25 protein-coding genes and 1 pseudogene are annotated in these 24,574 nt (G+C 72.3%); 11 read left to right on the top strand and 15 right to left on the bottom strand.

Features of this window, described 5'->3' with window-relative positions; translation table 11 throughout:
• Positions 1–368, bottom strand: a pseudogene (locus tag C1I95_RS35145) (hypothetical protein); the annotation flags it as partial.
• Between the two features lie 520 nt (positions 369–888).
• Between C1I95_RS35145 and pdhA the strand changes: the two are divergent.
• The 5 genes from pdhA (at position 889) to C1I95_RS05720 (ending at position 7,727) form a co-directional block, all read left to right on the top strand.
• Entirely contained in the window at positions 889–2,064 is a 1,176-nt protein-coding gene (gene pdhA, locus C1I95_RS05735; RefSeq protein WP_111212707.1) for a pyruvate dehydrogenase (acetyl-transferring) E1 component subunit alpha, read from the top strand.
• Positions 2,064–3,053 (top strand): alpha-ketoacid dehydrogenase subunit beta, encoded by a 990-nt coding sequence (locus C1I95_RS05730; RefSeq protein WP_111212706.1) that lies wholly within the window; start codon positions 2,064–2,066, stop codon positions 3,051–3,053. Before pdhA ends, C1I95_RS05730 begins: the two co-directional genes overlap by 1 nt.
• Positions 3,054–3,058: 5 nt before the next feature.
• The gene (locus C1I95_RS05725) at positions 3,059–4,540 is read left to right on the top strand and encodes a dihydrolipoamide acetyltransferase family protein (RefSeq protein WP_111212705.1); all 1,482 of its coding nucleotides are present in this window, start codon (positions 3,059–3,061) and stop codon (positions 4,538–4,540) included.
• A 216-nt stretch (positions 4,541–4,756) separates the two neighbouring features.
• On the top strand, positions 4,757–4,894 hold the full coding sequence (locus C1I95_RS35730; RefSeq protein ID WP_165437957.1) for a hypothetical protein: 138 nt from the start codon (positions 4,757–4,759) through the stop codon (positions 4,892–4,894).
• Positions 4,895–5,237: 343 nt separating this feature from the next.
• Positions 5,238–7,727: a hypothetical protein gene (locus tag C1I95_RS05720; protein ID WP_111212704.1), complete on the top strand. Its 2,490-nt coding sequence runs from the start codon at positions 5,238–5,240 to the stop codon at positions 7,725–7,727.
• Between the two features lie 530 nt (positions 7,728–8,257).
• Here C1I95_RS05720 and C1I95_RS35140 read toward each other — a convergent pair.
• Both C1I95_RS35140 and C1I95_RS05715 read right to left on the bottom strand, forming a co-directional pair.
• Complete coding sequence (locus C1I95_RS35140) at positions 8,258–8,407, bottom strand: hypothetical protein (RefSeq protein ID WP_158566303.1); 150 nt, start codon at positions 8,405–8,407, stop codon at positions 8,258–8,260.
• Positions 8,408–8,686: 279 nt separating this feature from the next.
• The gene (locus C1I95_RS05715) at positions 8,687–9,427 is read right to left on the bottom strand and encodes a helix-turn-helix domain-containing protein (RefSeq protein ID WP_233513379.1); all 741 of its coding nucleotides are present in this window, start codon (positions 9,425–9,427) and stop codon (positions 8,687–8,689) included.
• 512 nt (positions 9,428–9,939) lie between these two features.
• On the opposite strand from C1I95_RS05715, the gene C1I95_RS05705 reads away from it, so the two are divergent.
• The 3 genes from C1I95_RS05705 to C1I95_RS05695 all read left to right on the top strand — a co-directional run bounded on the left by C1I95_RS05705 (position 9,940) and on the right by C1I95_RS05695 (position 12,762).
• On the top strand, positions 9,940–10,197 hold the full coding sequence (locus C1I95_RS05705) for a flavin reductase (RefSeq protein WP_111212701.1): 258 nt from the start codon (positions 9,940–9,942) through the stop codon (positions 10,195–10,197).
• A gap of 123 nt (positions 10,198–10,320) precedes the next feature.
• Positions 10,321–10,833: a hypothetical protein gene (locus C1I95_RS05700; protein ID WP_111212700.1), complete on the top strand. Its 513-nt coding sequence runs from the start codon at positions 10,321–10,323 to the stop codon at positions 10,831–10,833.
• A gap of 87 nt (positions 10,834–10,920) precedes the next feature.
• On the top strand, positions 10,921–12,762 hold the full coding sequence (locus tag C1I95_RS05695; RefSeq protein ID WP_111212699.1) for an NHL domain-containing thioredoxin family protein: 1,842 nt from the start codon (positions 10,921–10,923) through the stop codon (positions 12,760–12,762).
• A 67-nt stretch (positions 12,763–12,829) separates the two neighbouring features.
• Here C1I95_RS05695 and C1I95_RS05690 read toward each other — a convergent pair whose 3' ends face one another.
• The 3 genes from C1I95_RS05690 to C1I95_RS05680 are packed head-to-tail and all read right to left on the bottom strand — an operon-like array spanning position 12,830 to position 15,151.
• A complete protein-coding gene (locus C1I95_RS05690; protein WP_111212714.1) occupies positions 12,830–13,579 on the bottom strand; it encodes a LamB/YcsF family protein in 750 nt (249 codons plus the stop codon).
• Positions 13,563–14,423: a 5-oxoprolinase subunit C family protein gene (locus tag C1I95_RS05685; protein WP_111212698.1), complete on the bottom strand. Its 861-nt coding sequence runs from the start codon at positions 14,421–14,423 to the stop codon at positions 13,563–13,565. The genes C1I95_RS05690 and C1I95_RS05685 overlap by 17 nt, the downstream gene beginning before the upstream one ends.
• Positions 14,420–15,151 carry a 5-oxoprolinase subunit B family protein gene (locus C1I95_RS05680; protein ID WP_111212697.1) on the bottom strand — a complete coding sequence of 244 codons (732 nt, stop codon included), beginning with the start codon at positions 15,149–15,151 and terminating at the stop codon, positions 14,420–14,422. Before C1I95_RS05680 ends, C1I95_RS05685 begins: the two co-directional genes overlap by 4 nt.
• 161 nt (positions 15,152–15,312) lie before the next feature.
• Between C1I95_RS05680 and trhA the strand changes: the two genes are divergently transcribed.
• Complete coding sequence (gene trhA / locus C1I95_RS05675; RefSeq protein WP_111212696.1) at positions 15,313–15,990, top strand: PAQR family membrane homeostasis protein TrhA; 678 nt, start codon at positions 15,313–15,315, stop codon at positions 15,988–15,990.
• Between the two features lie 58 nt (positions 15,991–16,048).
• Here the strand turns inward: trhA and C1I95_RS05670 are convergent, their stop codons facing one another.
• Positions 16,049–16,333 (bottom strand): DUF6458 family protein, encoded by a 285-nt coding sequence (locus C1I95_RS05670; RefSeq protein ID WP_111212695.1) that lies wholly within the window; start codon positions 16,331–16,333, stop codon positions 16,049–16,051.
• A gap of 116 nt (positions 16,334–16,449) precedes the next feature.
• On the opposite strand from C1I95_RS05670, the gene C1I95_RS05665 reads away from it, so the two are divergent.
• Entirely contained in the window at positions 16,450–16,986 is a 537-nt protein-coding gene (locus C1I95_RS05665) for a SixA phosphatase family protein (protein ID WP_111212694.1), read from the top strand.
• Between the two features lie 68 nt (positions 16,987–17,054).
• On the opposite strand, the gene C1I95_RS05660 is transcribed toward C1I95_RS05665, so the two are convergent.
• The 4 genes from C1I95_RS05660 to C1I95_RS05645 all read right to left on the bottom strand — a co-directional run bounded on the left by C1I95_RS05660 (position 17,055) and on the right by C1I95_RS05645 (position 21,520).
• A complete protein-coding gene (locus tag C1I95_RS05660) occupies positions 17,055–17,324 on the bottom strand; it encodes a DUF6458 family protein (RefSeq protein WP_111212693.1) in 270 nt (89 codons plus the stop codon).
• A 313-nt stretch (positions 17,325–17,637) separates the two neighbouring features.
• On the bottom strand, positions 17,638–19,494 hold the full coding sequence (locus C1I95_RS05655; protein ID WP_111212692.1) for an acyl-CoA dehydrogenase: 1,857 nt from the start codon (positions 19,492–19,494) through the stop codon (positions 17,638–17,640).
• 151 nt (positions 19,495–19,645) lie between these two features.
• Complete coding sequence (locus C1I95_RS05650; RefSeq protein WP_111212691.1) at positions 19,646–20,773, bottom strand: PP2C family protein-serine/threonine phosphatase; 1,128 nt, start codon at positions 20,771–20,773, stop codon at positions 19,646–19,648.
• A 99-nt stretch (positions 20,774–20,872) separates the two neighbouring features.
• Positions 20,873–21,520 carry a septal ring lytic transglycosylase RlpA family protein gene (locus C1I95_RS05645; RefSeq protein ID WP_111212690.1) on the bottom strand — a complete coding sequence of 216 codons (648 nt, stop codon included), beginning with the start codon at positions 21,518–21,520 and terminating at the stop codon, positions 20,873–20,875.
• 180 nt (positions 21,521–21,700) lie between these two features.
• Between C1I95_RS05645 and C1I95_RS05640 the strand changes: the two genes are divergently transcribed.
• Positions 21,701–22,252: a phosphoribosyltransferase gene (locus C1I95_RS05640; RefSeq protein ID WP_111212713.1), complete on the top strand. Its 552-nt coding sequence runs from the start codon at positions 21,701–21,703 to the stop codon at positions 22,250–22,252.
• Positions 22,253–22,257: 5 nt separating this feature from the next.
• Here C1I95_RS05640 and C1I95_RS05635 read toward each other — a convergent pair whose 3' ends face one another.
• From C1I95_RS05635 to C1I95_RS35720, 4 genes are all read right to left on the bottom strand, one after another.
• Positions 22,258–22,773 carry an alpha/beta fold hydrolase gene (locus C1I95_RS05635; RefSeq protein WP_111212712.1) on the bottom strand — a complete coding sequence of 172 codons (516 nt, stop codon included), beginning with the start codon at positions 22,771–22,773 and terminating at the stop codon, positions 22,258–22,260.
• A 149-nt stretch (positions 22,774–22,922) separates the two neighbouring features.
• Positions 22,923–23,837 carry an LLM class flavin-dependent oxidoreductase gene (locus tag C1I95_RS05630; protein WP_111212689.1) on the bottom strand — a complete coding sequence of 305 codons (915 nt, stop codon included), beginning with the start codon at positions 23,835–23,837 and terminating at the stop codon, positions 22,923–22,925.
• Between the two features lie 34 nt (positions 23,838–23,871).
• Entirely contained in the window at positions 23,872–24,018 is a 147-nt protein-coding gene (locus C1I95_RS35725) for a dienelactone hydrolase family protein (protein ID WP_199523621.1), read from the bottom strand.
• Positions 24,019–24,125: 107 nt separating this feature from the next.
• Positions 24,126–24,422, bottom strand: a complete 297-nt coding sequence (locus tag C1I95_RS35720; protein ID WP_199523620.1) for a hypothetical protein — start codon at positions 24,420–24,422, stop codon at positions 24,126–24,128.
• Positions 24,423–24,574: the final 152 nt, after the last annotated feature.

Below are 24,574 nucleotides of genomic sequence, written 5' to 3'. Positions count from 1 at the left end.
CAGGACCGGTCCACCACCGGGTGCACGGGCGGAACGGCTGGCGCGATCGACGGCAACGCCGTCGGGGTGGCGGCCGGAGCGCCGGTGGGCGGCGGGGGAATCACCACCGGACCGACGGAGGGCGTCGGGATGAACGGCGTACTGCTGTCCGGCAGCGCCGTGCTGCCGACCGTCGCCGAACCGGTGCTGATGGCGGCGAGGACCGGCATCGAGGCGGTGCCGGCGAGCAGCGCCACGGTCAGCAGGTAGCCGCGGGACGGGCCGGTGGTCCGGACGGCCCGGTGTGCACCCACCACCGGGCGGTAGCCGCCGGATGCCCGGTGCCGGCCGAGGGTCGGAGCCTCGGAACCTTCACCTGGTTCGGACACCACGCACTCCTCGTCGTCGCTCCTGGCCGGGACCGCGAGGGCGGACCCGGCGGACCGCCGGAGCTGGATCGGGGCCCGCGCGAACAGCCTGGGTCAGTGACTCTGCGTCGGCCAACCCCACACCGCGTGTCGACACGCGTATCTGGCCGAATGGTGACGAACCATCACCGGATCGGTCGCGCGTCGCTGGACCCGACACTCCAGCATTTCGGGTAACGAAGCGGACCGGTGCCGGGATGCGGGGCAGGCGGAGTGTGGGACTGCTCACCTCTGATGCGAATATGGAGGCCACGGCGGCAGCGCAGCCGCGACCTCCGCGCACCCACGCGGTAGGCGCGACTGGGCGCCGGCGCTCCCGAACCGGGTTCGGCCAAGAATCCGGCTCATGCCGCGCGGCAACCCCCACCGGGGCTAGGCGCGGTCCGCCAGGAACCGATCCCGGCACCAGCCGGGGCCGGCGCACGAGTCGCGCGGCCGGGTGACCCCCCGGTGCCGACGCAGACACGACAGGGAGATACGGATGGCAAAGGGCGACCCCGGGGCCAGCACCCGTGGCCGGCGAGCCACACCCCGTTCCAGGAAGGCCGCGACCGCCGACCCGGAACTGGTGCAGCTGCTCACCCCCGCGGGTGAGCGGATCGACAGCGTGACCGGTCCGGACGGCACCGAGTACCGCGTCGACTTCACCGACGAGGAGTACCGCGGCCTCTACCGCGACCTGGTTCTGGTCCGGAAGTTGGACGCCGAGGCGACGGCCCTGCAACGGCAGGGCGAACTGGGCATCTGGGCGAGCCTGCTCGGCCAGGAGGCGGCCCAGGTCGGCTCGGGACGGGCCCTGCGTACGCAGGACATGGCCTTCCCCACCTATCGCGAGCACGGCGTGCTCTACTGCCGTGGCATCGACCCGATCATGCCGCTGGGCCTGTTCCGTGGGGTCGACCAGGGCGGCTGGGACCCGAACGAGTTCAAGTTCAACATGTACACGATCGTGATCGGGGCACAGACCCTGCACGCGACCGGGTACGCCATGGGCGTCGCGATGGACGGCAAGACCGGCACCGACGACGGCGAGGCGGTGATCGCCTACTTCGGCGACGGCGCCACCAGCCAGGGCGACGTCAACGAGGCGTTCGTCTGGGCCGGCGTGTTCAACTCCCCCCTGGTGTTCTTCTGCCAGAACAACCAGTACGCCATCTCCGAGCCGCTGGAGCGGCAGACCCGCATCCCGCTGTACCGGCGCGCCGCCGGCTTCGGCTTCCCCGGCATCCGGGTGGACGGCAACGACGTGCTGGCCACGTACGCGGTGACCCGGCACGCGCTGGACAACGCCCGGCACGGGCAGGGCCCGAGCCTGATCGAGGCGTACACCTACCGGATGGGGGCGCACACCACCTCCGACGACCCGACCCGCTACCGCATCGCCAGCGAGGTCGAGGCGTGGCAGGCCAAGGACCCGATCGCCCGGATGAAGGCGTTCCTGGAGCGCGAGAAGATCGCCGACGCGAGCTTCTTCACCGAGATCGACGAGCAGGCCCGCCGGGAGGCGGTGGACCTGCGCGAGCGGGTGCTGGCCATGCCGAACCCGGAGCCGGGAACCATGTTCGACCACGTCTACCCCAACGGGTCGCCGCTGCTGGATGAGCAGCGCGCGCAGTTCAGCAAGTACCTGGAGTCGTTCGAGGGGAGCGCCCACTGATGGCCACAGAGACGCTCACCCTCGGCAAGGCCCTCAACGTCGGCCTGCGCAAGGCCCTGGAGAACGACCCGAAGGTCGTCATCATGGGCGAGGACGTCGGCAAGCTCGGCGGCGTCTTCCGGATCACCGACGGGCTGCAGAAGGACTTCGGCGACCAGCGGGTGATCGACACCCCGCTCGCCGAGTCCGGCATCATCGGCACCGCGGTCGGCCTGGCCATCCGCGGCTACCGGCCGGTCTGCGAGATCCAGTTCGACGGCTTCGTCTACCCGGCGTACGACCAGATCGTGTCGCAGGTGGCGAAGATGCACTACCGCTCGCGCGGCAAGCTGAACATCCCGATGGTCATCCGGATCCCGTTCGGTGGCGGCATCGGCGCGGTGGAGCACCACTCGGAGTCGCCCGAGGCGTACTTCTCGCACACCGCTGGGCTGAAGGTCGTCTCCTGCGCCAACCCGCAGGACGCGTACGTGATGATCCAGCAGGCGATCGCCTCGGACGACCCGATCGTGTTCCTGGAGCCGAAGCGGCGCTACTGGGAGAAGGGGGCGGTCGACCTGGACGCCCCGCTGTCCGAGGCGTACCCGCTGCACTCGGCCCGGGTGGCGCGAGCCGGCACCGACGCCACCGTGCTGGCGTACGGCCCGATGGTCCGGACCTGCCTGGACGCGGCGACCGCCGCCGCCGAGGACGGCCGCAACCTGGAGGTCATCGACCTGCGTACGCTCTCCCCGCTGGACCTCGGCGTGGTGTACGAGTCGGTGCGGCGCACCGGCCGCGCGGTGGTGGTGCACGAGGCGCCGTCCAACGTCGGCCTGGGCGCCGAGATCGCGGCCCGGATCACCGAGGAGTGCTTCTACTCGCTGGAGTCGCCGGTGCTGCGGGTGACCGGCTTCGACACCCCCTACCCGGCCGCCCGGGTGGAGGAGGAGTACCTGCCCGACCTCGACCGGGTGCTCGACGCCGTCGACCGCACCTTCGGCTGGTGAGCGGCATGTCCCGGATCAAGGAGTTCAACCTGCCCGACCTGGGCGAGGGGCTCACCGAGGGTGAGATCCTGGCCTGGCTGGTCAAGGTGGGCGACACGATCGAGCTGAACCAGCCGATCGTCGAGGTGGAGACGGCCAAGGCGGCCGTGGAGATCCCGGCGAAGTGGGCCGGCCAGGTCCAGGCGATCTTCCACCCGGAGGGCACCACGGTCGAGGTCGGTACCCCGATCATCGCGATCGACACCGACCCGGGCGCCGGCCCGATCGAGACGTCCACGACCACCGACCTGCCCACCCCTTCGGCGGCCTCGCTGGCCGCCGTCGAGGTGGCGCCGGCCGAGGGCGCGGTCGAGCCGGGCCTGATCGGCGGTCCCGCCCCGGGCGGGCGCACCGCGGTCCTGGTCGGCTACGGCCCCCGGACCACCGCCGCCAAGCGCCGCCCCCGCAAGGGCGCCACCCCGGCCCAGGCCAGCGCCGCCCCGGCCGCGCCGGCACCGGTCCAGGCCTCGCCGGCACCGGTCCAGGCCGCGCCGGCACCGGCTCCGGCCGCGCCGGTGGCAGCCGCCCCGACGGTGAACGGCAACGGTCGGGCCGCCGGGCCGGTGCTGGCCAAGCCGCCGGTACGCAAGCTCGCCAAGGATCTCGGCGTCGACCTCGGCGCGCTGACCGGGTCGGGGCCGCTGGGCTCGATCACCCGGGAGGACGTACAGCGGGCGGCGGCGGCCCCGGCGGTGGCCGAGCCGCTGGCGGTCACCGTGCCGGCCACGGCGGCGGCGAGCTTCGGCGCCGACCGCGAGCAGCGCATCCCGGTCAAGGGGGTACGCAAGCTCACCGCCGAGAACATGTCCCGCTCGGCGTTCACCGCTCCGCACGTCACCGAGTTCCTGACCGTCGACGTGACCCGGGCGATGAAGGCCCTGGACCGGCTGCGCGACCGGCGGGAATGGCGCGACGTGCGAGTCTCGCCGCTGCTGCTGGTGGCCAAGGCGGTGCTGTTGGCGGTCAAGCGCCACCCAATGGTCAACTCGACCTGGGCCGGCGACGAGATCGTCGTCAAGGAGTACGTCAACCTGGGCATCGCGGCGGCCACCGAACGCGGCCTGATCGTGCCGAACATCAAGGACGCCGGCCGGCTGACCCTGCGCGAGCTGGCGGACGCGATGACCGGTCTGGTGCAGACCGCCAAGAGCGGGAAGACCTCTCCGGCCGACATGTCCGGCGGCACCCTGACCATCACCAACGTCGGGGTGTTCGGGGTCGACACGGGCACGCCGATCCTGCCCCCGGGCGAGTCGGCGATCCTGGCCTTCGGTGCGGTCCGGGAGATGCCCTGGGTGCACAAGGGCAAGGTCAAGCCGCGCCTGGTCACCACGCTCGGCCTCTCCTTCGACCACCGGATCATCGACGGCGAGCTGGGCTCGAAGTTCCTGCGCGACATCGGCGACTTCCTCGCCGATCCGGAGGCGGCGCTGCTCGCCTGGACCTGACGCCAGCACGACGACGGCCGGTGTGCCACGGGTGAACGCCCGGCACACCGGCCGTTGCCATTGGTCGAAGGAAGATCTTCCCGAGGCGGGGATTGGCCTAAGATTCGTAGTCTGGTGGTCCAGCTCACCTAATAATCGATGGCAGGCGGGGCGTGTTTGCGGTTCAATGGACTCAACGACGGGCCGACAACCGAATAGCCAGGAGGAGAGACCCCCATGAGCATGATCGAGCGAATCCGCAACCGCCGCGACGCCAGCCGCCGCGCCCGCGCCATCGAGCGGGCGCTGCGCTCCGCGAGCTCGCCTGCGGTCCGCGACGAGATCCTCGCCATCGCCCAGCGTCACATGCACTGACGCCACACGACGTTATTCACCTCCTCCAGATCGACGACCCGCCCGGGCCACCCGGGCGGGTCGTCGGCGTTGTGAGCGGCCGTTGGCACCGGGATACCGCCCCGGCGCAGCGCCCGGTACGGTGGTTCTCGGTCGTCGTACGTGGTCGGGGACAGGTTGAGGCGATAGAAGCACCTCGACACCGCCCAGCGACGGACAGTGACGATCGATGCTCCCCGGAAGCCCCCCGGAGGTCACCGGGATACGGTGCGGGGAGCCGGCACGGCCGGTACGCCGGCACCGCCGGCTGCCCTGCCGAGACCATCGGCGACGGCGGCCGACATGTGATGGAGGAGGCGCACGCATGACGTCCGAGGGCCCGCACCGCCCCGGCCAGGAGCCGGACGAGGTGCCGCCGGGCGGCGGCGGACCGGCGCCGTACGGCGACCGGCCGGCTCAACAGGACGGCGGGTATGGCGCATCCGCCCCCGACCTGGGCTGGGCTCCGCCACCGCCAGCGCGACCCGACGCGTCCACACCCGCCTGGGCGAGCCAGCAGGGCGCCCCGTGGGGCACCGCTCAGGCGACCCGGCAGGCGGAATCCTCGACCCCCGGCAGCCAACCTTCCTGGCTGGCCCAGGCAGACCAGCGGGAGCAGCCCGGCCAGGGCTGGGCCCCGTCCGCACCGTCCACATCGGATCAGCCCGCCTGGGCGGCCGGTGAGCAGGCCGGCCCGACCTGGGCCGATTCCACCACACCGGACGCCGGTCAGCCGCCAGAGTGGACGCCCAACCAGTCCGCGTCGGGTCAGCCCGCCGACTGGGCCGGCGGTCAGCCGGCAGCCGGCTGGGCCGGCGGCCAGCAGCCGGAGTGGGCCTCCCGTACCGACGACCAGACTCCCGGCTGGGCCACGGCCGCAGGCCCATCCGAGCCGGCCCGGCCGGACTGGGCGCAGGCCGACCAGCCGGCGGCCCGGGCAACGGCCCAGGTGCCGCAGGCCGACACCGCGCTACCGCACCGGCCCACTTCCGACGAGGCGGCCCGCGCCGGCGCGTGGCCGGCCGAGCAGGAACCACCCGCCTGGGCCACCGGCCAGCGGCGGGAAGCCGCCGCCGGCGGCTGGTCCGGCGAACAGTCGGCCGAGGGTTGGCAAACCGGCGGCGACCGGCCGGCGCAGCCCGACTGGGCCACGCCGCAGCCGGCTGAGTCAGCCGGATGGCCGGCCGGCGACGCGGCGGCCGACGAGCGGCCGCAGTGGTCGCCGCCCGCCCAGGACCGGCCGGCAGCGGCGTGGACGCCCGCCGAGCCCGCCGCCGGATCGGCCCGACCCGGCGACTCCGGGCCACCACCACCGTCCTGGAACCCCGCTGGGGAGCCACTCCCGTCCCGTACCGCCGCCGATCGCTCGTCGCTGCCCGACATGCAGCCGTGGGCACCGGGCGAGGCGTGGGGCAGCACCGGGTCGGCGGAGGCCGCCTCGGCGCGGCCCGACGCCGAGCCCGACCCGGGCCGAGCCGAGGACGCGCCGGTCTACCAGCCCGCCCCGGCCCCCGGCATCTCGCCGGCAAACATGGTGCCGCTGCCGCCGCAGGAGCAGCGGGTACCGGGTGCCAGCCTGGCCGGCGTGCCGCCGGCCGACTTCGCCCCGCCAGCCGACTTCCCCCCGCCGGCCGACTTCGCCCCGCTCGCGCCGTTCTCCGGCGACCAGGGCGCAGGCGCCCGCCCGGGAGCCGATCAGCCGGCCGGTGGCCTGGGCTGGGGTCAGCCGGAGTCCCGGCACGACGACCCGCAGTCACCCGCCGGGCCGGCCATCCCCGCGCCGCGCACCTCCCCGGAGGCTGCCGGCCGGGCCACCCCGCCAGCCGGTGGGGTCTCGGCGAGCGCCTCGGTGCCGCTGGCCAGCCGGGTGATGCCGCCGGCCGACCACGCGGCCCGGCCAGCGGGCACGTCCGCACCGCAGCCGCGGGTGTACGGCCGACCGGCCCAGCCCGAGGAGCCGGCCCAGGAGCGGGACGACCAGCCGCTGGTGCCCCGGTTCGACCAGGCCCCGGAGCCGCGCTTCGCCGACCGGGAGCCGCCGACCGGCGGGCCGAACGCCTTCGCTGGCGCGGCTGCTCCCGCCTCGCCGGCCGCGCCTCCGGCCTTCCCGCCGGGGCTGCCGTCCTTCGTCGACGCGCCGCCGAGCAACCGACCGGCCAACGGCGTGCGGCCGCACGTCGAGCCGGAGCGGCCGGCCGACCCGTTCGGCGGCCCGCCCGGTGATCCGTTCGGCGCTCCGCCCGGTGGCCCCTTCGGCGCTCCCCCCGGCGACCCGTTCGGCGGTGCACCCGGTGATCCGTTCGGCGGTGCACCGGACCGTCCTGGCGGTGCGTACGGTGCCGCCGCCCGCCCCGAACCGGGTGGCGACCACACCTCGGCGTTCCCGCCGCCCCCGCAGTCCGGCCCGTCGTGGGGTTCGGGCGCGCCCGAACCGGAGCAGGGTCGCTTCGACGCGTTCAAGCCGGTCGCCGAGCCCGCTCCGGAGGCCCCCGCGCCGAAGGTCCGCAACGGTCGGGTGCTCGCTGCGGTGCTGGTCGCCGCGGTGCTCATCCTTTCCATCCCGCTCGGCCTGCTCAAGCTCCTCGGCATGATCGGCGGGTCGGACGAGCCCCGCCCGTTCAACCCGGCGGTGGGCACCTGCGTCCAGCGGTCGGGCGACAACCCCATCGAGGCAGTGTGCGGCGAGCCGGACTCGTTCACCGTGGTGTCGAAGGTCGAGTCGAAGGACAAGTGCCCCGACCCGGAGGGGCCGTACGTCGACCTTCGCGACAACCAGGCCAACCCGGTGCTCTGCCTGAAGGACGCCGCCAACTGATCCACAACGCGTGAGCGGCGGGGTCACGGGCAACCGTGGCCCCGCCGAGTCGTACGGGGTGCTTCCAGCGGCACCGCCCGCGACCGCCGATCGCGTGTCGGCAGCGCTGGCCGAGACGCCCCGACGCGACGCCCGCCCAGGTGGCCGCGCGCCTGGGCGTGTCCGAGCGGACCGCCCGGCGGTACATGCCTGCCGACAAGGTGCCGTCACGACGCCGACAAGGTGCCGTCACGACGCCGACAAGGTGCCGTCACGACGCCGACAAGGTGCCGTCACGACGCCGACAGGCGAGCCGCCCGCCGGCACTGGCGACCGCCTGACGGAGAGGAGGGCGCCCGTCGCGGGCAGGGCGGGCGCTCTCCCTGGCGCCGGGCGGACAGCCGCGTCGGCCAGGCGGACAGCTTTCCGCCCGTGCCCGCCCGGCCGCAGCCCGCGGCCACGATGGACACCGACGGCCGTGCGGGCGTTGGGCGGGTGGCCGTTTACACGCCCGCGCGCCCTCGGGCAGTGCGGGCGGTCGCCCGAGGCGGTCAACGCGCCGCCAGCGCGACGACAAGCCCGGTCGCCGCCGCGAGAAGGGCGCTCAGGCTCGTGATGATGCCCGGGGCGGTCCTCAGGTAGTCGAGGATGATGCTGTGCCGGTCGCGCGGGCCGCTGTTGGTCTGCTCTTCGGTCGTCACGCCTCGGGACGGTAGTGCCGTCCAGGGCTTGTGTCGTGCGACCAGCTAGCGCTGTAGCTGACGCGAGGACATGTGCGTTGGCAACGGTCGCTTACCGCCTTTTACCCGCGGGTACCGCCGCTTACCGCCGTATGGGCCGTTCAGCGGACGCCAGTTCATCCGATCGCTGTGCAGATCGCGCAGATTCCGGCACTGTTAGCGCTGTGCGGCGTCGGCGTGTCGCGCTGCCAACGCAAAGCGCCCGCCCCGCGACGGGACGGGCGCCCTCGCGCGCTTGGGTCAGGCCCGCTCGGCGACCTGGGCGTCAGCCCATAGGGCCTCGAAGTGCTCGACGTATCGGTCGAACGGGCCGCCCGCTTCACGGCGCTGAAGATGCAAAGTGACGGAGTCTTGGCCAAGCCCGGCACCGATGTGGGTTGCGACGATCGCTTCGTCGTCGAAGATCCACACAGACATGGAAATGTGCCGGTCGGAGGAACGAACAGCGAGCGGTGTCGGCGACTTCGCGATCTCGGCCTGCGTCATGGCGATGCGCGTTGCCAGGGTCAGCGGAGTGTCCTCGATCTGTTCGCGACTCGCCGTGATCGGGCTTGCCGGGTCACCCAACAGGAAGCGGACGTCCGCCCCGTGACCGGCCTTCGCGCCAAGGGTGCCGGCCGCGTTGGGCACTTCCAGCCACACGAAGTAGCTGGTATACCCGCCGAACCACAGACGCGACCGCGACCGCTCGATCAGCTCGCGGAAAAGCGACCGCGGTAGGTCGGAGCGTCGAGGGTAGACACCGACTAGCTCACGGTCGGCCCCCACCTTGACCGCCCGGCGGACAACCTCAGGCCACAGCACATCTACATCTTGACCCAGAACGGAGGCGGCCCGCACGCGCGAGCGAGGGTGAGGAAGGCGACCCCGGCTGACCCACCGCTCAACAGTCTTCGCGTCTACATCGCATTTGCCCGCGAGGTCGGCGACGGTCAGCCCCGCCGCGACAATGGCGCTTCGCAGAGCGTCGTTCCTCGGCATCGCAGGGGACCTTTCCTAGACGTCCCTCGATCGTCGCATACGGGCGGTACAGCCGTCCGTCACTGACTGGAAGCGTTTCGCCTCGACGGCGCGCGCTAGTGGAGGGGAGACGGCCCGCTGGCTGTGCTGTCGGGGGTCGCCCCTGGGCGAGCATCCGGGGCGGCCCTCTCCAACGACCGAGGAGGTGCCCGTGTCCAACTGCCGCAACCGTCGTGACGTCCGGTGAGCCGGGAGGGCAGGACGCCCCGCCCCTCCCCCGGCGTGTACGTCCTGACCCGGGAAGCATCCCCGCAATTCTTGCTGCCAATCTTGGTCCGGGTGATTCGCACGCTCGATCGGCCGACGTACGACGGGTGGGTGTGGATCGACTGCTATCAGCTCGATCGGCACGGGGACGCGACGGCGAGGCGGTCGCTGTTTCTGATGCCCGCAGGAGCGCGCCCGGTGACCGTCCCGCCGGTCCCGTACGCCGCTCGCTCCCGGCCGCGCTCCGTCGCCGTGAGCGTGACCGGGTGAGCGGCGACCTCGAAGCCCACCTGCCGGCCCGCCCGTCGTGGCGCTGCCAGGCGTGCGGCGCCGCGTGGCCGTGCTCCCCGGCGAAGCTGCGGCTACTAGCCGAATACAAGGACGACAAGCCCGCGTTGATGGTCTATCTCGTGACGCTTCGCGAGGAGGCCGCCGAGCAGCTCGCCGAGCTGGACTCGGGCACGCCCCCGGCGGACCTGCACAAGCGGTTCACGGACTGGGTACCTGTTCGCCCCTCGAAGTGACCACCCGCCCCGGCTCCGTGGCCCCCCCGGTCCACGGTCTCGGGGCGGGTCTGTGTTCCCTCCCGGCGCGGGCGGCCGTGTAAGTGCCTCCGGACGCCGGGAGAGCGGCGCGGGAGTGACGAAGTGACCCCAGCGAATGCGATCACGACGGACAAGATCGCTGCGAACGCGATCACGGGTAAGACCATCACCGGCTCGCACATCTCGGGATCAATCCTCATCGCTGGCACGCAAAACGAGATTGTCATCGACGACGCTGGGTTTGCGATGACCAACCCGGCTAATGACGGCCAGTTCGTGCACGTGCGGTACCTGGGCGGTGAATCGGGGGTAGGGCTGGCGCTGAACCCCGGCCGCCCGCACGGTCCGTCCGCGGGCAAGTACAGCGCCGAGGCGACGATCACGGCCGAGCAGGTCGGCGACTTCACGACCGACCCGAGCGGCCGGCACGCGCCCACGCTCCGGCTGTTGTCGCCGCGGGTCACTCAGGACCCCGCCCCGCCGTCCGGGCGCCGGATGTCAGCGATCCTCATGCGAAGAGCCCCGCGGGCACACAGCAGACCGAAAGCCCCGGACTCTGGCGGGTGCCGGAGTCCGGGGCTTTCTGCATTACACGCGCCACCGAGCGACGGCTAGGACACCTCCTCGGCCGCGTGCCGTTTCCCGCATCACGTTGGCCGATCCCCCGCGTTGCCCTCGGCCGCGCCGTGGGAGGGTTGCTGTATGGCTACCTCGCCCCGTGTCCGAGCGCCCGAACTGAAGGGTCGCGCCTGGCTCAACACAGGCGGACGAAACCTGACATTGCGGGACCTTCGAGGTCGCTGCGTCATCTTAGATTTCTGGACCTTCTGCTGCATCAACTGCCTGCACGTGCTGGACGAGCTGCGCCCGCTGGAGGAGAAGTACGCCGACGTCCTCGTCGTGATCGGCGTGCATTCGCCGAAGTTCGAGCACGAGAAGGACCCGGACGCGCTGGCCGCCGCCGTCGAGCGGTACGGCGTGCACCACCCCGTCCTCGACGACCCCGAGCTGGACATGTGGCAGCAGTACGCGGCCCGCGCCTGGCCGACCCTCGCGGTGATCGACCCCGAGGGCTACGTGGTGGCCACGATGGCCGGCGAGGGACACGCCGAAGGGCTAGCCCGGCTGATCGACGACCTGATCGCCACCCATGGGGCCAAGGGCACGCTGCACCGGGGTGACGGGCCGTACGTCCCGCCGGCCGAGCCGCAGACCACCCTGCGGTTCCCCGGCAAGGCGGTGGCGCTGCCCGACGGCGGCCTGCTGGTGTCGGACTCGGCCCGGCACCGGATGGTCGAGTTGACCGCCGACGGCGAGACCGTCGTCCGCACGATCGGTACCGGCGAGCGGGGCCGGGCGGACGGGGCGGCCGACGCCGCCACGTTCTCCGAGCCGCAGGGGCTGTGCCTGCTCCCGGAGCAGGTCGCCGAGGTCGCCGGTTACGACCTGGTGGTCGCCGACACGGTCAACCACCTGCTGCGCGGCGTACGGCTGGCCACCGGCGAGGTGGTCACCGTGGCCGGCACCGGGCGGCAGTGGCGGTCCACGGTCGACGACCACGCGCACGACGCGCTCTCGGTCGACCTCTCCTCACCCTGGGACCTCGCCTGGTACGACGACAAGCTGGTCATCGCCATGGCGGGCATCCACCAGCTGTGGTGGTTCGACCCGATCAAGCGGACCGCCGGGATGTACGCCGGCACGACCGTGGAGGCGCTGCGCGACGGGCCGCTGGCCGAGGCGTGGCTGGCCCAGCCGTCCGGGCTCGCCGTCTCCGCCGACGGCGCCCGGCTCTGGGTCGCCGACAGCGAGACCAGCGCCGTCCGGTACGTCGAGAACGGTGTCCTGGGCACCGCGGTCGGCCAGGGCCTGTTCGACTTCGGCCACGTGGACGGGCCGGCGGCGCAGGCACTGCTTCAGCACCCGCTCGGTGTCTGCGCGCTGCCCGACGGCTCGGTGCTGATCGCCGACACGTACAACGGTGCGGTCCGCCGCTATGACCCGACCACGGACCGGGTCGGCACGGTGGCGACCGGGCTCGCCGAGCCGAGCGACCTGGTCCTCACTGCCGACGGCGAGGTGCTGGTGGTGGAGTCCGCGGGGCACCGGGTCACCCGGCTGGCCCCGGGCGCGCTCTCGGCGGCCGGCGCGGACACCGTCGACGGCCCGCGGCACCGCACCGAACGCAAGCCGACCGACCTGGCCGCCGGCGAGGTGGTCCTGGACGTCGTCTTCACCCCGGCGCCGGGACAGAAGCTGGACGAGACGTACGGGCCGTCCACCCGCCTGGTGGTCTCCGCGTCGCCGCCCGAGCTGCTGGTGGAGGGGGCGGGCACCGGCACCGAGCTGTCCCGCCGCCTGGTGATCGACGGCTCGGTGACCGACGGCGTGCTCCAGGTGACCGCCCAGGCGGCGACCTGCGACGCGGACGTGGAGCACGCGGCCTGCCACCTGACCCGGCAGGACTGGGGAGTGCCGGTACGCGTCGTGGACGGTGGCGCGGCCCGCCTCCCGCTGGTGCTGCGCGGCCTGGACGCCGGCTAAGCCGCTACAGCCGTTAGGAAGGCCCCTTTACCTGCACCAGGCGTTAAAAAGGGGCCCTTCCTTCACCTCAGTTGAATGGGGTGGGGGTTACGCCGGCGTCGATGAGGGTGGCGCGGACGAGTTCCGCGGCGGCCACCGCGCCGGGGCTGTCGCCGTGCAGGCAGATGGAATCCACCACGCACGGGATCACGCTGCCGTCGACGGCGACCACGGTCCGCTCGGTGGCCATCCGCACCGCCCGGCGGGCCACCTCCGGCGGCTCGGTCACCAGCGCGTCGGGCGAGGTACGCGGCACCAGTTGGCCGTTGGGCAGGTAGTTCCGGTCGGCGAACCCCTCGGCCACCACCCGCAGCCCCGCCCCTTGGGCGAGCTGGGCCAGCACCGAGCCGGGCGGGCAGAGCACGGGCAGGTCCCGGTCGTAGTCGTCGACCGCGGCGACCACTGCCGCCGCCGGCAACTCCTCGCACGCCGCCGCGTGGTAGAGCGCGCCGTGCGGCTTGAGGTAGCGGACCCGGGTGCGGTACGGCCGGCAGAACGCGTTGAGCGCGCCGAGCTGGTAGAGGACCTCGTCACGCAGTTCCGCGAAGTCGTACGCGATGTGCCGCCGACCGAACCCGGCGAGGTCCCGGTAGCCCACCTGGGCTCCGACGGCGACACCCCGTTCGGCGGCGGCCGCGCAGACGCGGCGCATGGTGGACGGGTCCCCGGCGTGGAACCCGCAGGCGACGTTGGCCGAGGTGACCAGGTCCAGCAGCGCCTCGTCGTCGCCGAGACGCCAGACACCGAATCCCTCACCGAGATCAGCGTTCAGATCCATGGAACGTCACGGTAGTGCCTGGACGGGCCTGCGCGAGCGGGGTCACGTCGTCCACCACCGCGATGACGGGATACCCGCCGGTGGTGGGATGGTCGGCGAGGAAGATCAACGGTTGGCCGTCCGCCGGCACCTGCACCGCGCCGAGAACAATCCCTTCGCTGGGCAGTTCCCCGGCCACCGCGCGGGGCAACGGTGCGCCGGTCAGGCGCGCGCCGACCCGGTTGCTCAGCGGGCTCACCTCGTACGCCGTGCCGAGCAGCCGGTCGAGCGCGGCCGGGGTGAACCAGTCGTGCCGGGGGCCGGGCCGCACGGCGAGGTGCAGCTCCGCCGGGGGTACCACCGGCACGGTGACGTCGACCGGGGCGGGCGGGCCGGCCGGTGCGCCCACCGGCAGCAGGTCGCCGTCGCGCAGCGGTGCCGGCCCGAGTCCGGAGAGGGTGTCGGTGGCGCGGCTGCCCAGCACCGGGGTGACGGTGATGCCCCCGGCCACCGCGAGCCAGCTGCGCAGACCCCGTCGGGCGGGACCGATCCGCAGCACCGTCCCGCCCGGTACGGCCAGCGGGCGGCCGGTGTCCCCGGGCCGGGTGCCCACCCGCACGTCGACCTCCGCGCCGACCACGGCAACGGTGGTGGCCCGGGTCGGCCGCAGGTCGCAGCCGGTCAGGGTGATCTCCAGGCCGGCTGCCGACTCCGGGTTGCCGACCAGGCGGTTGGCCAGCCGCAGCGCGCCCGGGTCGAGCGCCCCGGAGCGGGGTACCCCCAGGTGCGCCCAACTGGGGCGGCCGAGATCCTGCACGGTGGTCAGCGCCCCGGCCCGGAGCACCTCGATCGCCGGCTCACTCATGCTGGCACCAGCCGGACCCGGGTGCCGGGGGTGAGCCGGGCCGGCGGATCGGCGCGTACGTCGAACAGGGTCAGCCCGGTCCGCCCGACCAGCAGCCAGCCGCCGGGTGACGCGGTCGGGTAGATCCCGGCGTACGGGCCGGCCAGGGCGACCGAGCCCGCCGGTACCCGCGGGCGGGGGGTGGCCAGCCGGGGCACCGCCAGCTCGGTGGGGAGCCCGGTCAGGTATCCGAAGCCGGGTGCGAAGCCGCAGAACGCCACCCGGAACTCGGTCTCCCGCAGGCGGCGCACGACGGCCGGTACGTCCACCCGCCAGTGGGCGGCGACGGCGGGCAGATCCTCCCCGTCGTACGTCACGGGCACCTCGATGGTGCCGGCGGCGGCTGTGGCGGTCGGTGGTGCCGGCGTCCAGCCCGCGATCCGGGCTGCCGTGGCCGGTGGGTCCGGTACGCCGTCGAGCAGGATGGTGGCGGCGGCCGGCACGATCTCGGTGGCGACCAGGTCACCCTGGTCCCGGCGGCGCCACAGCTCGGCCCGCCACGCCTCGACCGTCGTGGCGACATCGCCGTCCTGTGGCCGTGATGGCGTGTGTCGCGCAGGATGCCGCGGTTCGCCCGGACGCTGGGTCGCGGCGGAGTCCCCGAGGTCGGGCGGGGCGGCGTCCGGTGCGCCCATGGTCACGGCGAAGTCGAGCAGCAGGGCGTGTGCGCCGACCGGTCGGATCCGCATTCCGCCATCCTCCCGGACCGGTGACGGGCACCGCGGACCAAGGCGGCGCTGCGGCGCTTCCCCGGCCATCTGCCGTCGTCCACGCCCGCGTCGTCTGCTTGTCGGGAAGCGTGACCGGGCACACTACCCGAAAGTAACCTACGGTGCCGTAACCTAAGGGCGTGACCACCTCCGCCCGACCCCGGCTCAAGCCGGTCGACATCGGTAAACCCCGGATGCGCGGCTGGCTGCACACGTACGCGTTCTTCGTCGCCCTGGTCTGCGGCATCGTGCTCTGCTCGATCGCCGCCGCCCGTCCCGGCTGGACTCCGCTGGTCAGCTGCGCCGTCTACAGCCTCACTGTCTGCGGCCTCTTCGGCACCAGCGCGCTCTACCACCGTCGAGTGTGGTCGACCCGCGGTTTTCAGGTGATGCGGCGGATGGACCACTCGATGATTTTCCTGTTCATCGCCGGCACGTACACACCGTTCTGCATCCTGCTGCTGGAGACCCGCGCCTCCGTGATCATGCTCGCGGTGGTCTGGGGCGGCGCCCTGGCCGGCGTGGCGCTCAAGCTGGTCTGGCCGCACGCCTCGCGGTGGATCTCCGCCCCGCTGTACCTGGCGCTCGGCTGGGTGGCGGTGGCGATCCTGCCCGACATCCTCCGTCAGGGTGGCGTGACCGCGCTGGTGCTGCTCATCGTCGGCGGGGCGATCTACACGGTCGGGGCGGTCTTCTACGCGCTACGCCGACCCAACCCGTGGCCGACCGTCTTCGGGCATCACGAGTTCTTCCACGCCTGCACGCTGGTCGCGGCGATCTGCCACCACATCGCCATCTACTTCGCGCTGTTCGCCTGACCAACGCCGGCAGGGGCGACGGGAGTGCCGTCACCCCTGCCCGTTCCCGGTCGGGAGGTCAGATCGTCCGGTCGGGCCGGCGCACCTCGCGGTACTCCTGCACCACCCGGTCGTCCCGGACCGGCACGGCGCGGTCGGCGACCACCCGCTCCTCACGAACCGGGGTGACGACCGCACGCCGGCGCGAGTTCCAGAAGTGAAGGGTCACGATCAGGCCGGCCACCCCGGCGAGCATCAGCACCCAGCCGACGACGCTCAGGTTGAGCCAGCCAAGGTCCGCTTCCACGGCGAACGCGAAGATCGCGCCCAGCGCGATCAGGAAGATACTGCCACCGATGCCCATCTCGTCGTCTCCTCGGCTCTGACGCTGACGTTCCACTCGGCCGCGGCCATGGGTGAGGTTGCGGCACGGACGGACTTACCCCGGCACGGAGATCGCCAATCGGGCAAGCTGGAGACATGACGGACGCCTCGGTGGATGAACGGATGCTCGTGCTGCTGCGGCACGCCAAGGCCGAACAGCCGACCGATGGCCCCGACGTGGAGCGTCCGCTGACCGCCCGTGGGCGTGCCGACGCCGCCGCGGCCGGCTTCTGGCTGGCCCGGCACGAGCTACTGCCGGACGTGGTGCTCTGCTCGGCCGCGCTGCGGACCCGGCAGACCTGGCACAACGTGGAGATGGGGATGACGGGCTCACCGTCCGAGGGCGGCCCGGCCGGGCCGTTGCCGATCGTCCGCTACGAGCCGGATGCCTACGAGGCGCATCCGGAGGATCTGCTGACGCTGGTCCGGCGGGTCGAGCCGACTGCGACCACGGTCCTACTGATCGCCCACAACCCCGGCATCTCCCTACTGTCCGAGATGCTCGACCCGCCGCACGCCGATCCGGAGGGGCTGCGCACGACCGACCTGGTGGTGCACCGACCGGCCGTCCCGTGGGCCGAACTGGCCCGCGGCACGGCCTTGATCAGCGCCCGGCACACCGCACGCGGCTGAAACCGCCACAGGCGGCTGAACCAGCTGCCACCCATCGGTGGCCCGCTGGCTCAGCCGCGCGTGATGCCTCAGCTCGGCGGGGCGGTCGGCGGTGGCGGGTCGGGAGGCGGCGGCATCATCGCCGTCGGATGAGACAGCCGGTTCTCCTCCACGATCAGGGTCCGGGCCCGCTTGCGGCGGTCCTGCCAGAACCAGAGCGTGGTGAGCAGAACGGCCAGTCCGGCCAGGATGAAGACCCAACCGACCGCGCGCAGGTCGACCCACCAGACGTTGGCCCGAAGGGCGAAGGTCAGAATCGCGCCGATCGCGATCAGGAAGATCCCACTACCAATGCCCATGTGCGCGGCACTCCCTCGTGCGGTTGCTTCTGGGCGTGCTCTGAATTGTCCGGTTACCCGGCTGCTCGGGGGTTACCCGCACCATCGGCTGGCGAACGCGCCCCGGCGCGTCTCTCGACAGGGGCGGAGGCGGACGAAGCTCAGGTAGATGGCCCAAACCACTCAGGCTTCGGTCTGCGGCCAACACCGGGACAGGTCCGGGGCCGGCCACCATCGGCCGACAACCCATCGTCCGATGTCGACCCAGGTCGGGGCCGCGAACCGCGGCAGCCGGCGGGCTCGTGCCCGCCGGCTGCCGGATCACCGGCTGGACTCAGAACGCCTCCTCCGGGAGGTCCATGATGTCCAGATCGGTGCTCTCGATGATGCGCCGGTCGGCGCCGATGCGCGGCAGCACCTCGCGGGCGAAGAACCGGGCGGCGGCCACCTTCCCGGTGTAGAACGCCTTGTCCGCGGCCGAAAGGTCGCCGGCCAGCGCCATCAGCGCCACGTCGGCCTGCCGCTGCAACAGCCAGCCGACGACCAGGTCGCCGAGCGCGAGCAGGAACCGCCGGCTGCCCAGCCCGACCTTGTAGAGGGCCCGGTCGTCGCCGCCCTGCGCCTCGCCCAGCCAGCCGGTCATCACGCCGAGGATGGTCTGGATCTCGGCGAGCGCCTTGCCGAGCGCCTGACGCTCCTCCTTGAGCTGGCCGTTGCCGGCCTCGGTGGTGATGAACTCCTGGATCTCACCGGCCACCGCCATCAGGGCCTTGCCGTTGTCCCGGACGATCTTCCGGAAGATCAGGTCGAGGCTCTGGATCGCCGTGGTGCCCTCGTACAGCGTGTCGATCTTGGCGTCCCGGACGTACTGCTCCAGCGGGTAGTCCTGGAGGAAGCCGGAGCCGCCGAAGGTCTGCAGCGACTCGTGCCCGAGCAGTTCGTACGCCCGCTCCGAACCGACGCCCTTCACCAGTGGGAGCAGCAGGTCGTTGACCCGCTTGGCCAGCTTGGTGGCCTTCTCGTCGCCGGCCGCCTCGGCGATGGCGATTCGGTCCTGCCAGGAGGCGGTGTAGCAGACCAGTGCCCGCAGCCCCTCGGCGTACGACTTCTGCAACAGCAGCGAGCGGCGCACGTCGGGGTGGTGGGTGATGGTCACCCGGGGGGCGCTCTTGTCCGCCGACTGGGTCAGGTCGGCGCCCTGCACCCGGTTCCGGGCGTATTCGAGGGCGTTCAGGTAGCCGGTGGAGAGGGTGGCGATCGCCTTGGTGCCGACCATCATCCGGGCGTACTCGATGATCATGAACATCTGCCGGATGCCGTCGTGCTTCTCACCCAGCAGCCAGCCCTTGGCCGGCACGCCGTGCTCGCCGAAGGTCACCTCGCAGGTGTTGGAGACCTTCAGGCCCATCTTGTGCTCGACGTTGGTGGCGAAGACGCCGTTGCGCTCGCCCAGCTCGCCGGTGTTCTCGTCGAAGTGGTACTTCGGGACGACGAACAGCGACAGACCCTTGGTGCCCGGACCGCCGACGCCCTCCACACCGACCGGGCGGGCCAGCACGTAGTGGACGATGTTGTCGGTCAGGTCGTGCTCACCGGAGGTGATGAAGCGCTTGACGCCCTCGATGTGCCACGAGCCGTCCGGCTGCTGGATGGCCCGGGTACGGCCGGCGCCCACGTCCGAGCCGGCGTCCGGCTCGGTCAGCACCATCGTCGAGCCCCACTGCCGGTCGATGAACAGCTTGGCCCACTTCTTCTGCTGCTCGGTGCCCTCGACGTGCAGCACGTGCGCGAAGGACGGGCCGGAGGCGTACATCCAGACCGGGGCGTTCGAGCCGAGCACCAGCTCGGCGAGCGCCCACCACAGCGCTCGCGGGGCGTTGGTGCCGTCCAGCTCCGGGGGGAGGTCCAGGCGCCAGAACTCGGACTCCATGAACGCCTGGTACGACTTCTTGAACGACTCCGGCAGCGGCGCGGTGTGCGTGGCCGGGTCGAAGACCGGTGGGTTGCGGTCGCTGTCCTGGTAGCTGGCGGCCAGATCCTCCCGGGCCAGGCGGTCGACCTCGACGAGGAAGCTGCGCGCGGTGTCGACGTCGAGGTCGGAGTACGGCTCCTGGCCGAACGCCCGGTCCGCCCCGAACACCTCGAACAGGTTGAATTCGAGGTCCCGAAGGTTGCTCTTGTAGTGGGTCATGTGGCTGGCCCCGCTTCCGGACAGGTATTACCGATCAGTAACCCCGACTGTATTACTCGCGGGTAGGCAGCGACAAGCCGACCGCTGAAGTGACAGCGATTACACACCTGCGGTTCAGGTTCCGGCTAGGCAGCGTCGGCCACTGGGCCGGTCAGCTCTCGGCCGCGCCGACCTCCCAGCTCGGCACCGCCGCCGACGCAGCGCTCGGCGAACCGGTGTACTCCATCAGCACCAGCGCGATGTCGTCGTCGAGCCGGCCGTGCACCCACTCCACCAGCGCGGTCTCCAGGGAGGCCAGGCCGTCGGCGACCGTGCCGTGCCCGAGCAACCGCCACGCGCGGTCGGCGGTGGGGAAGAACTCGCCGTCCCGGCGCGCCTCACCCAGCCCATCGGTGAACAGCAGCAGTCGGTCGCCCGGCTCCAGCCGCTCCACCCGCGGCCGGACCACCGGCATGAAGCCCAGCGGCGGCGCCGGGGCCGGCGGTTCCAGCGGGATCACCGCGCCGTGGCGCAGCAGCAGCGGCGCCGGATGTCCACAGTTGACGATGGTGAGGGTGCCACCCCGCTCCTCCACCAGCGCCGCGGTGACGAAGTCCTCGTCGCCCACGCTGCGGGCCACCGCCCGGTCCAGGTCCGCCACCACGGCCCGCAGGTCGGCCCGCTCGTAGGCGACGTGCCGGTACGAGCCCAGCACGATGCTCGCCAGGCGGACCGCTTCCAGCCCCTTGCCGCGTACGTCCCCGATGATCATGCGTACGCCGTACGGGGTGTCGATCGCCTCGTACAGGTCGCCGCCGATCTCCGCGGTGGCGGTCGAGGAGATGTACCGGCCGGCCACCGACAGCGCGCCCACCTGGGGACCGAGCGGGCGCAGCACCGCCTGCTGGGCGACCGCCGCCAGCTTCGACAGCTCGGCGATCCGCTCGGCCTGCCGTTCCCGTACCGACGCCACCGCCGCCGCGATGCCGGTACCCAGCGCGATGCCGGCCACGGCGACCGCGGTGGAGAGCGACGGGGTGCGCTCGGCCAGGGCGAAGGCCGCGCCGAGCACGGACGCGGCAGCGCCGACCCCGAGCACGATCCGCCAGGACGCCAGCGCCGCGGCCAGGAACGGGGCGGCCACCATCAACGCGATGTAGTTCGCCTCGCGGCCGTCCGCCAGTTCGACCGCCGAGACGATCACGAGCAGGACGAGAGCCGCGCCGAGGCCGGCGCGGGATCCGGGGCTCAGCGGGCCGCGGCCCGGCTGGAGGAGTTGCGTGCGTACATCCGACAGCATGCCCGATGGAGATGAACGAAAGAATGAACCTGACCCGTCGTACGAGCCGGTTCTGACCGCGCGGATCGCGGCCCGGAGCCGATCGCCGCCCGGCACAGCTCAGCCGAGCACCTCGTACCGGACCTCGATGTGCCCGAGGTCGGGCGAGGCGATCTCGGCGAACGCGGCCCGGGACAGGTCCAGGCAACGCCCGTCGATGAACGGACCCCGGTCGTTGATCCGGACGGTGACCGACTTGCCGTTGGCCGGGTTGGTCACCCGGACCCGGGTGTCGAAGGGCAGCGTCTTGTGGGCGGCCGTCAGCGCCTCCGGATTGAACGTCTCGCCGTTGGCGGTCATCTGGCCCTCCCAGTAGAAGGAGGCGCCACACGAACCGGTGTCGACAACCGGGCGGGCCGTCGTCTTCTTCGCGGTGGGCGTCGGCGACGGGCTGGCCGTACGCGGCTTGCTCCGCGACGGCGCCTGCGCGGTGCGGCTGGGCGTCGGGCTCGCCGTCGGGCTCGGCGACACGCTGGCGCTCGGCGAGACGCTCGCGCTCGGCGACGTGGTCGGCGAGCCGGTCGTCAGGTCATCGGGTTCGAGGGTCGGCGACAGGTCGATCGCGGCCGGCCGGACCGGCTCCGCCTCGGCGGTCAGCCGTACGGCGCCGACGGTTCCCCCGACGGCGAGGGTCACGGCCACCACGGCGCTGGCCGCGAGGCCGGCCGGCGAGGTGATCCTGCGGGTACGGGTGTGCCTACCAACCACCGGCCCGGTCCTTTCCTCAGCGGATCAAATCGGGTCGGACCATAACGAGAGAAGCACTTCGGAAGTCAACGTGATCATGTTGATATGACCGCAATTGCGGTGATACGTGCAGCCGATCATCCGACCCGTGATCGGCCGGGCGGGCCGGTGCTCACCGCAGCGCTGACGCAGGATGGTGACATGGCCGCTGAGCTGAGCAAACGCCTCGTCGAGCTGTTCCGCTGGGTCGACCCCGGCCCCGGCGCGAGCCACCTGGTCAGCGACATCTCCGGCTGGTGGCGTGACCCGGCGACCCTCGCCGAACTGGGTCCCGCGCTGGTCGCCCCGTTCCGCTCGGCCCGGCCCACGGTGGTCGTCTCCCCAGCGGTCACCGGGCTGCTGCTCGGCCCGCTGGCCGCCACGGCGCTCGGCGTGGGATTCGTGGCGGCGCACAAGCCGGGCGATGGGCGACTGCCCGCCGGGCCGCTGACCTGGGCGCAGAGCCCACCCGACTTCCGCGGCCGACGCGTCGACCTGGCCGTCCACGACCGGCACCTCGGCACCGGCGACCGGGTGCTGGTGGTGGACGACTGGGTCGCCACCGCCGCCCAGGTACGCGCCATCTACGACATCTGCGCAGCCCGGGGCGCCGAGGCCCTGGGTACCTCCGCCGTGATGGTCGACTGCCCGCCGGCAACCGCGCACGAGCTACGCATCCACGGCCTCCTGACCGGCGCCGACCTGCCCAGCTGACCGCCTCAGCGGACGAAGTCCTCGACCACCGTGCAGACCCGACCGAGCGCCTCGGCGGAACGGGCCAACGGCCCGGGCACCATCAGCGCGTGATCGGCGGCTGGGATCTCCAGCACGTGCGGGGTCAGCCGCCGGGCGACCGCGCCGTCCCAGGACGAGTCGGCCGCGCCGCCCACCAGGATGAACGGGGCGGTGGCCCGGCGCAGCGCGTCGACCACCTCGCCGCGGTGCAGCAACGGGGTGAGCCAGACGGCGGGCAGCCCCCGAGCGGCCGCCAGTGGCGCGGCCAGCGTGCCGAGCGACTTACCCACCAGCAGGTCGGTGCGCTCGGTCAGGGTCGGGGCGACCTGATCGCACACCCACCGACCGATGGTGTCCACGTCGAAGTCGTCCGGCACCTGCCAGGAGATCCCGTGCAGCCCGAAGCCAGCCCGACGCAGCGCCTCCCCGAGATAGAGGAAGAGGGGGTAACGCGTGTCGTAGCCACGTCCCGGGATGAGCACCGCACGTCTGTCCGCCATGGACATCTCCTTGTCGTCGACCACCGACCGTACCGCCCGCAAGCCGACTGCGGCCGCAAGGAGGGTGCCCTTGTTAACGCCTCCGGTAGAGGAAGGGCCCCTTAATAACAGCCGCCGCCGGCGGTGCCGGGCTTGCGCTCAGCGCGCTCCTACTCAGCTCGGCCGGTCTGGAGGCCGTCGTCGCCACCGGCGCGCAGCTCCGGCAGCAGACGGGTGGCCACGTCCACCAGGACCGCCTCGTCGCCGGCGTACCAACTGCTCTCCCGGGGCCAGTGCGTGATCACGTCGGTGAAGCCCAGCTCCGCCGCGCGCCCGACCTGGTCGGCGAAGAACTGCGCGCTGCTCAGCGAGAACACGGGCGCCGAGTCCAACGACAGGTAGCGATCCAAACTGGCCGGGTCGCGCCCCTCGGCCGCCAGCGTCGAGTCGAGCCGGGCCACCATCTCGGCGACCCCGGCCCACCAGGCCGCCAGGTCGTCCTCACCCGGGCCGGTGGTCACCCAGCCCTGCCCGAACCGGGCGGCCAGTCGCATCGAACGGGGGCCGTTGGCCGCCACCACGAACGGCACCCGGGGCACCTGGACACAGCCCGGGTTGTTCCGCGCGTCCACCGCCGCGAACCAGTCACCCCGCCAGCTCGTCCCGTCCTTGAGCAGGATCGCGTCGAGCAGCTCGATGAACTCGGCAAACCGGTCCACCCGCTGCCGCGGCGGCAGCGTCTCACCACCGAGCACGGCCGAGTCAAAGCCGATGCCGCCCGCGCCGACCCCGAGCAGCACCCGCCCGGCGGACACGTCGTCGAGCGCCGTCACCTGCCGGGCGAAGGCTGCCGGATGCCGGAAATTCGGGGACGCGACCAGCGTGCCCAACCGGATCCGGGAGGTCACCGTCGCGGCGGCGGTCAGCGTGGCCATCGAGTCGAACCAAGGGCCGTCCACCAGGTCCCGCCAGCCCAGATGGTCGTACGTCCAGGCGTGGTCAAAGCCCCACTCGTCGGCCTGCCGCCACCGGTGCTGCGCCACCGACCAGCGCTGGTCGGGAAGGATCACGATGCCAATGCGCATGATCGCCAGCGTACGGGGACCAGGGCAGGTGGGCTCAGTCGAGGCGGGCGAGGAACTCCAGCGTGCGGCGCATCAGCAGCTCGGTGGCGGGCTCGTCGTAGTCCACGCTGCCGGCGTCGGCGAAGAGGTGACCGGCACCCGGGTAGAGGAAGAGCTCGGCACCCTCGATCTCCCGCGCCACGCCAGTTTGAAAGAGCGTGCTTAAGCGGTCGTGATGCCCGAAACGCCTGTGGGCGGCACCCGATCCGCTTGCGTCTCGTGCCCGCTCGTGACCGCTGAGCCGTCTGGCTACTGGCCCGTGGATGGCCCATCGGACTCGGCCTGGCGCTCGGCCTGCCAGGTGGCGTGTCCCTTCAGTAGGTATCCGGTCCAATAGATCGCGAACAGGATCAGGAAGCACGTGAAGAACACCCCCGAGACGATGCTCGCGATGATGATTGCTTCCCCGCCGTCAGCCAGTCCATGTGTGCCGAATCCGGCGAGACCCAAGACGAAGAAGATGACCATGTAGATGGGCAGCGCGGGACTGTCGGCGGGATGAGGAACGCGAGTCAGCCGTGGGGCGTGAGGGTCTTTGGTGATCACGCTGCGAGTATTGGGGGCGCTGACCGGGAAAGCTAGCGGATCTCGTCGTCGGGCAGTCGTAGACCGTCCAGCCTCCCCGGACGGGGACAAGGTGGAGCGCCCTACCGGACGAACGACCTTGTCGCCCCGTCCGGGGAGGCTGGTAGCCCTTG

The organism is Micromonospora craterilacus, from assembly GCF_003236315.1.
GTDB classification, from domain to species: domain Bacteria; phylum Actinomycetota; class Actinomycetes; order Mycobacteriales; family Micromonosporaceae; genus Micromonospora; species Micromonospora craterilacus.
Note: the sequence above shows the minus strand (reverse complement) of the source record. Positions and strands in the feature narration are given on the sequence as shown.

What these genes read in the sequence shown, in the direction of transcription:
- C1I95_RS05680 (WP_111212697.1), bottom strand. Translation starts at nt 15,151, where the DNA reads ATGCGGATCCGACCGGTCGGCGCACACGCCCTGCTGCTCGACTTCGCC.
- C1I95_RS05720 (WP_111212704.1), top strand. Translation starts at nt 5,238, where the DNA reads ATGACGTCCGAGGGCCCGCACCGCCCCGGCCAGGAGCCGGACGAGGTG.
- C1I95_RS05650 (WP_111212691.1), bottom strand. Translation starts at nt 20,773, where the DNA reads ATGCTGTCGGATGTACGCACGCAACTCCTCCAGCCGGGCCGCGGCCCG.
- pdhA (WP_111212707.1), top strand. Translation starts at nt 889, where the DNA reads ATGGCAAAGGGCGACCCCGGGGCCAGCACCCGTGGCCGGCGAGCCACA.
- C1I95_RS05715 (WP_233513379.1), bottom strand. Translation starts at nt 9,427, where the DNA reads ATGCCGAGGAACGACGCTCTGCGAAGCGCCATTGTCGCGGCGGGGCTG.
- C1I95_RS05635 (WP_111212712.1), bottom strand. Translation starts at nt 22,773, where the DNA reads ATGGCGGACAGACGTGCGGTGCTCATCCCGGGACGTGGCTACGACACG.
- C1I95_RS05640 (WP_111212713.1), top strand. Translation starts at nt 21,701, where the DNA reads ATGGCCGCTGAGCTGAGCAAACGCCTCGTCGAGCTGTTCCGCTGGGTC.
- C1I95_RS05670 (WP_111212695.1), bottom strand. Translation starts at nt 16,333, where the DNA reads ATGGGCATCGGTGGCAGTATCTTCCTGATCGCGCTGGGCGCGATCTTC.
- C1I95_RS05665 (WP_111212694.1), top strand. Translation starts at nt 16,450, where the DNA reads ATGACGGACGCCTCGGTGGATGAACGGATGCTCGTGCTGCTGCGGCAC.
- C1I95_RS05690 (WP_111212714.1), bottom strand. Translation starts at nt 13,579, where the DNA reads ATGGATCTGAACGCTGATCTCGGTGAGGGATTCGGTGTCTGGCGTCTC.
- C1I95_RS35730 (WP_165437957.1), top strand. Translation starts at nt 4,757, where the DNA reads ATGAGCATGATCGAGCGAATCCGCAACCGCCGCGACGCCAGCCGCCGC.
- C1I95_RS05655 (WP_111212692.1), bottom strand. Translation starts at nt 19,494, where the DNA reads ATGACCCACTACAAGAGCAACCTTCGGGACCTCGAATTCAACCTGTTC.
- C1I95_RS05730 (WP_111212706.1), top strand. Translation starts at nt 2,064, where the DNA reads ATGGCCACAGAGACGCTCACCCTCGGCAAGGCCCTCAACGTCGGCCTG.
- C1I95_RS05695 (WP_111212699.1), top strand. Translation starts at nt 10,921, where the DNA reads ATGGCTACCTCGCCCCGTGTCCGAGCGCCCGAACTGAAGGGTCGCGCC.
- C1I95_RS05725 (WP_111212705.1), top strand. Translation starts at nt 3,059, where the DNA reads ATGTCCCGGATCAAGGAGTTCAACCTGCCCGACCTGGGCGAGGGGCTC.
- C1I95_RS05630 (WP_111212689.1), bottom strand. Translation starts at nt 23,837, where the DNA reads ATGCGCATTGGCATCGTGATCCTTCCCGACCAGCGCTGGTCGGTGGCG.
- C1I95_RS05685 (WP_111212698.1), bottom strand. Translation starts at nt 14,423, where the DNA reads ATGAGTGAGCCGGCGATCGAGGTGCTCCGGGCCGGGGCGCTGACCACC.
- C1I95_RS05660 (WP_111212693.1), bottom strand. Translation starts at nt 17,324, where the DNA reads ATGGGCATTGGTAGTGGGATCTTCCTGATCGCGATCGGCGCGATTCTG.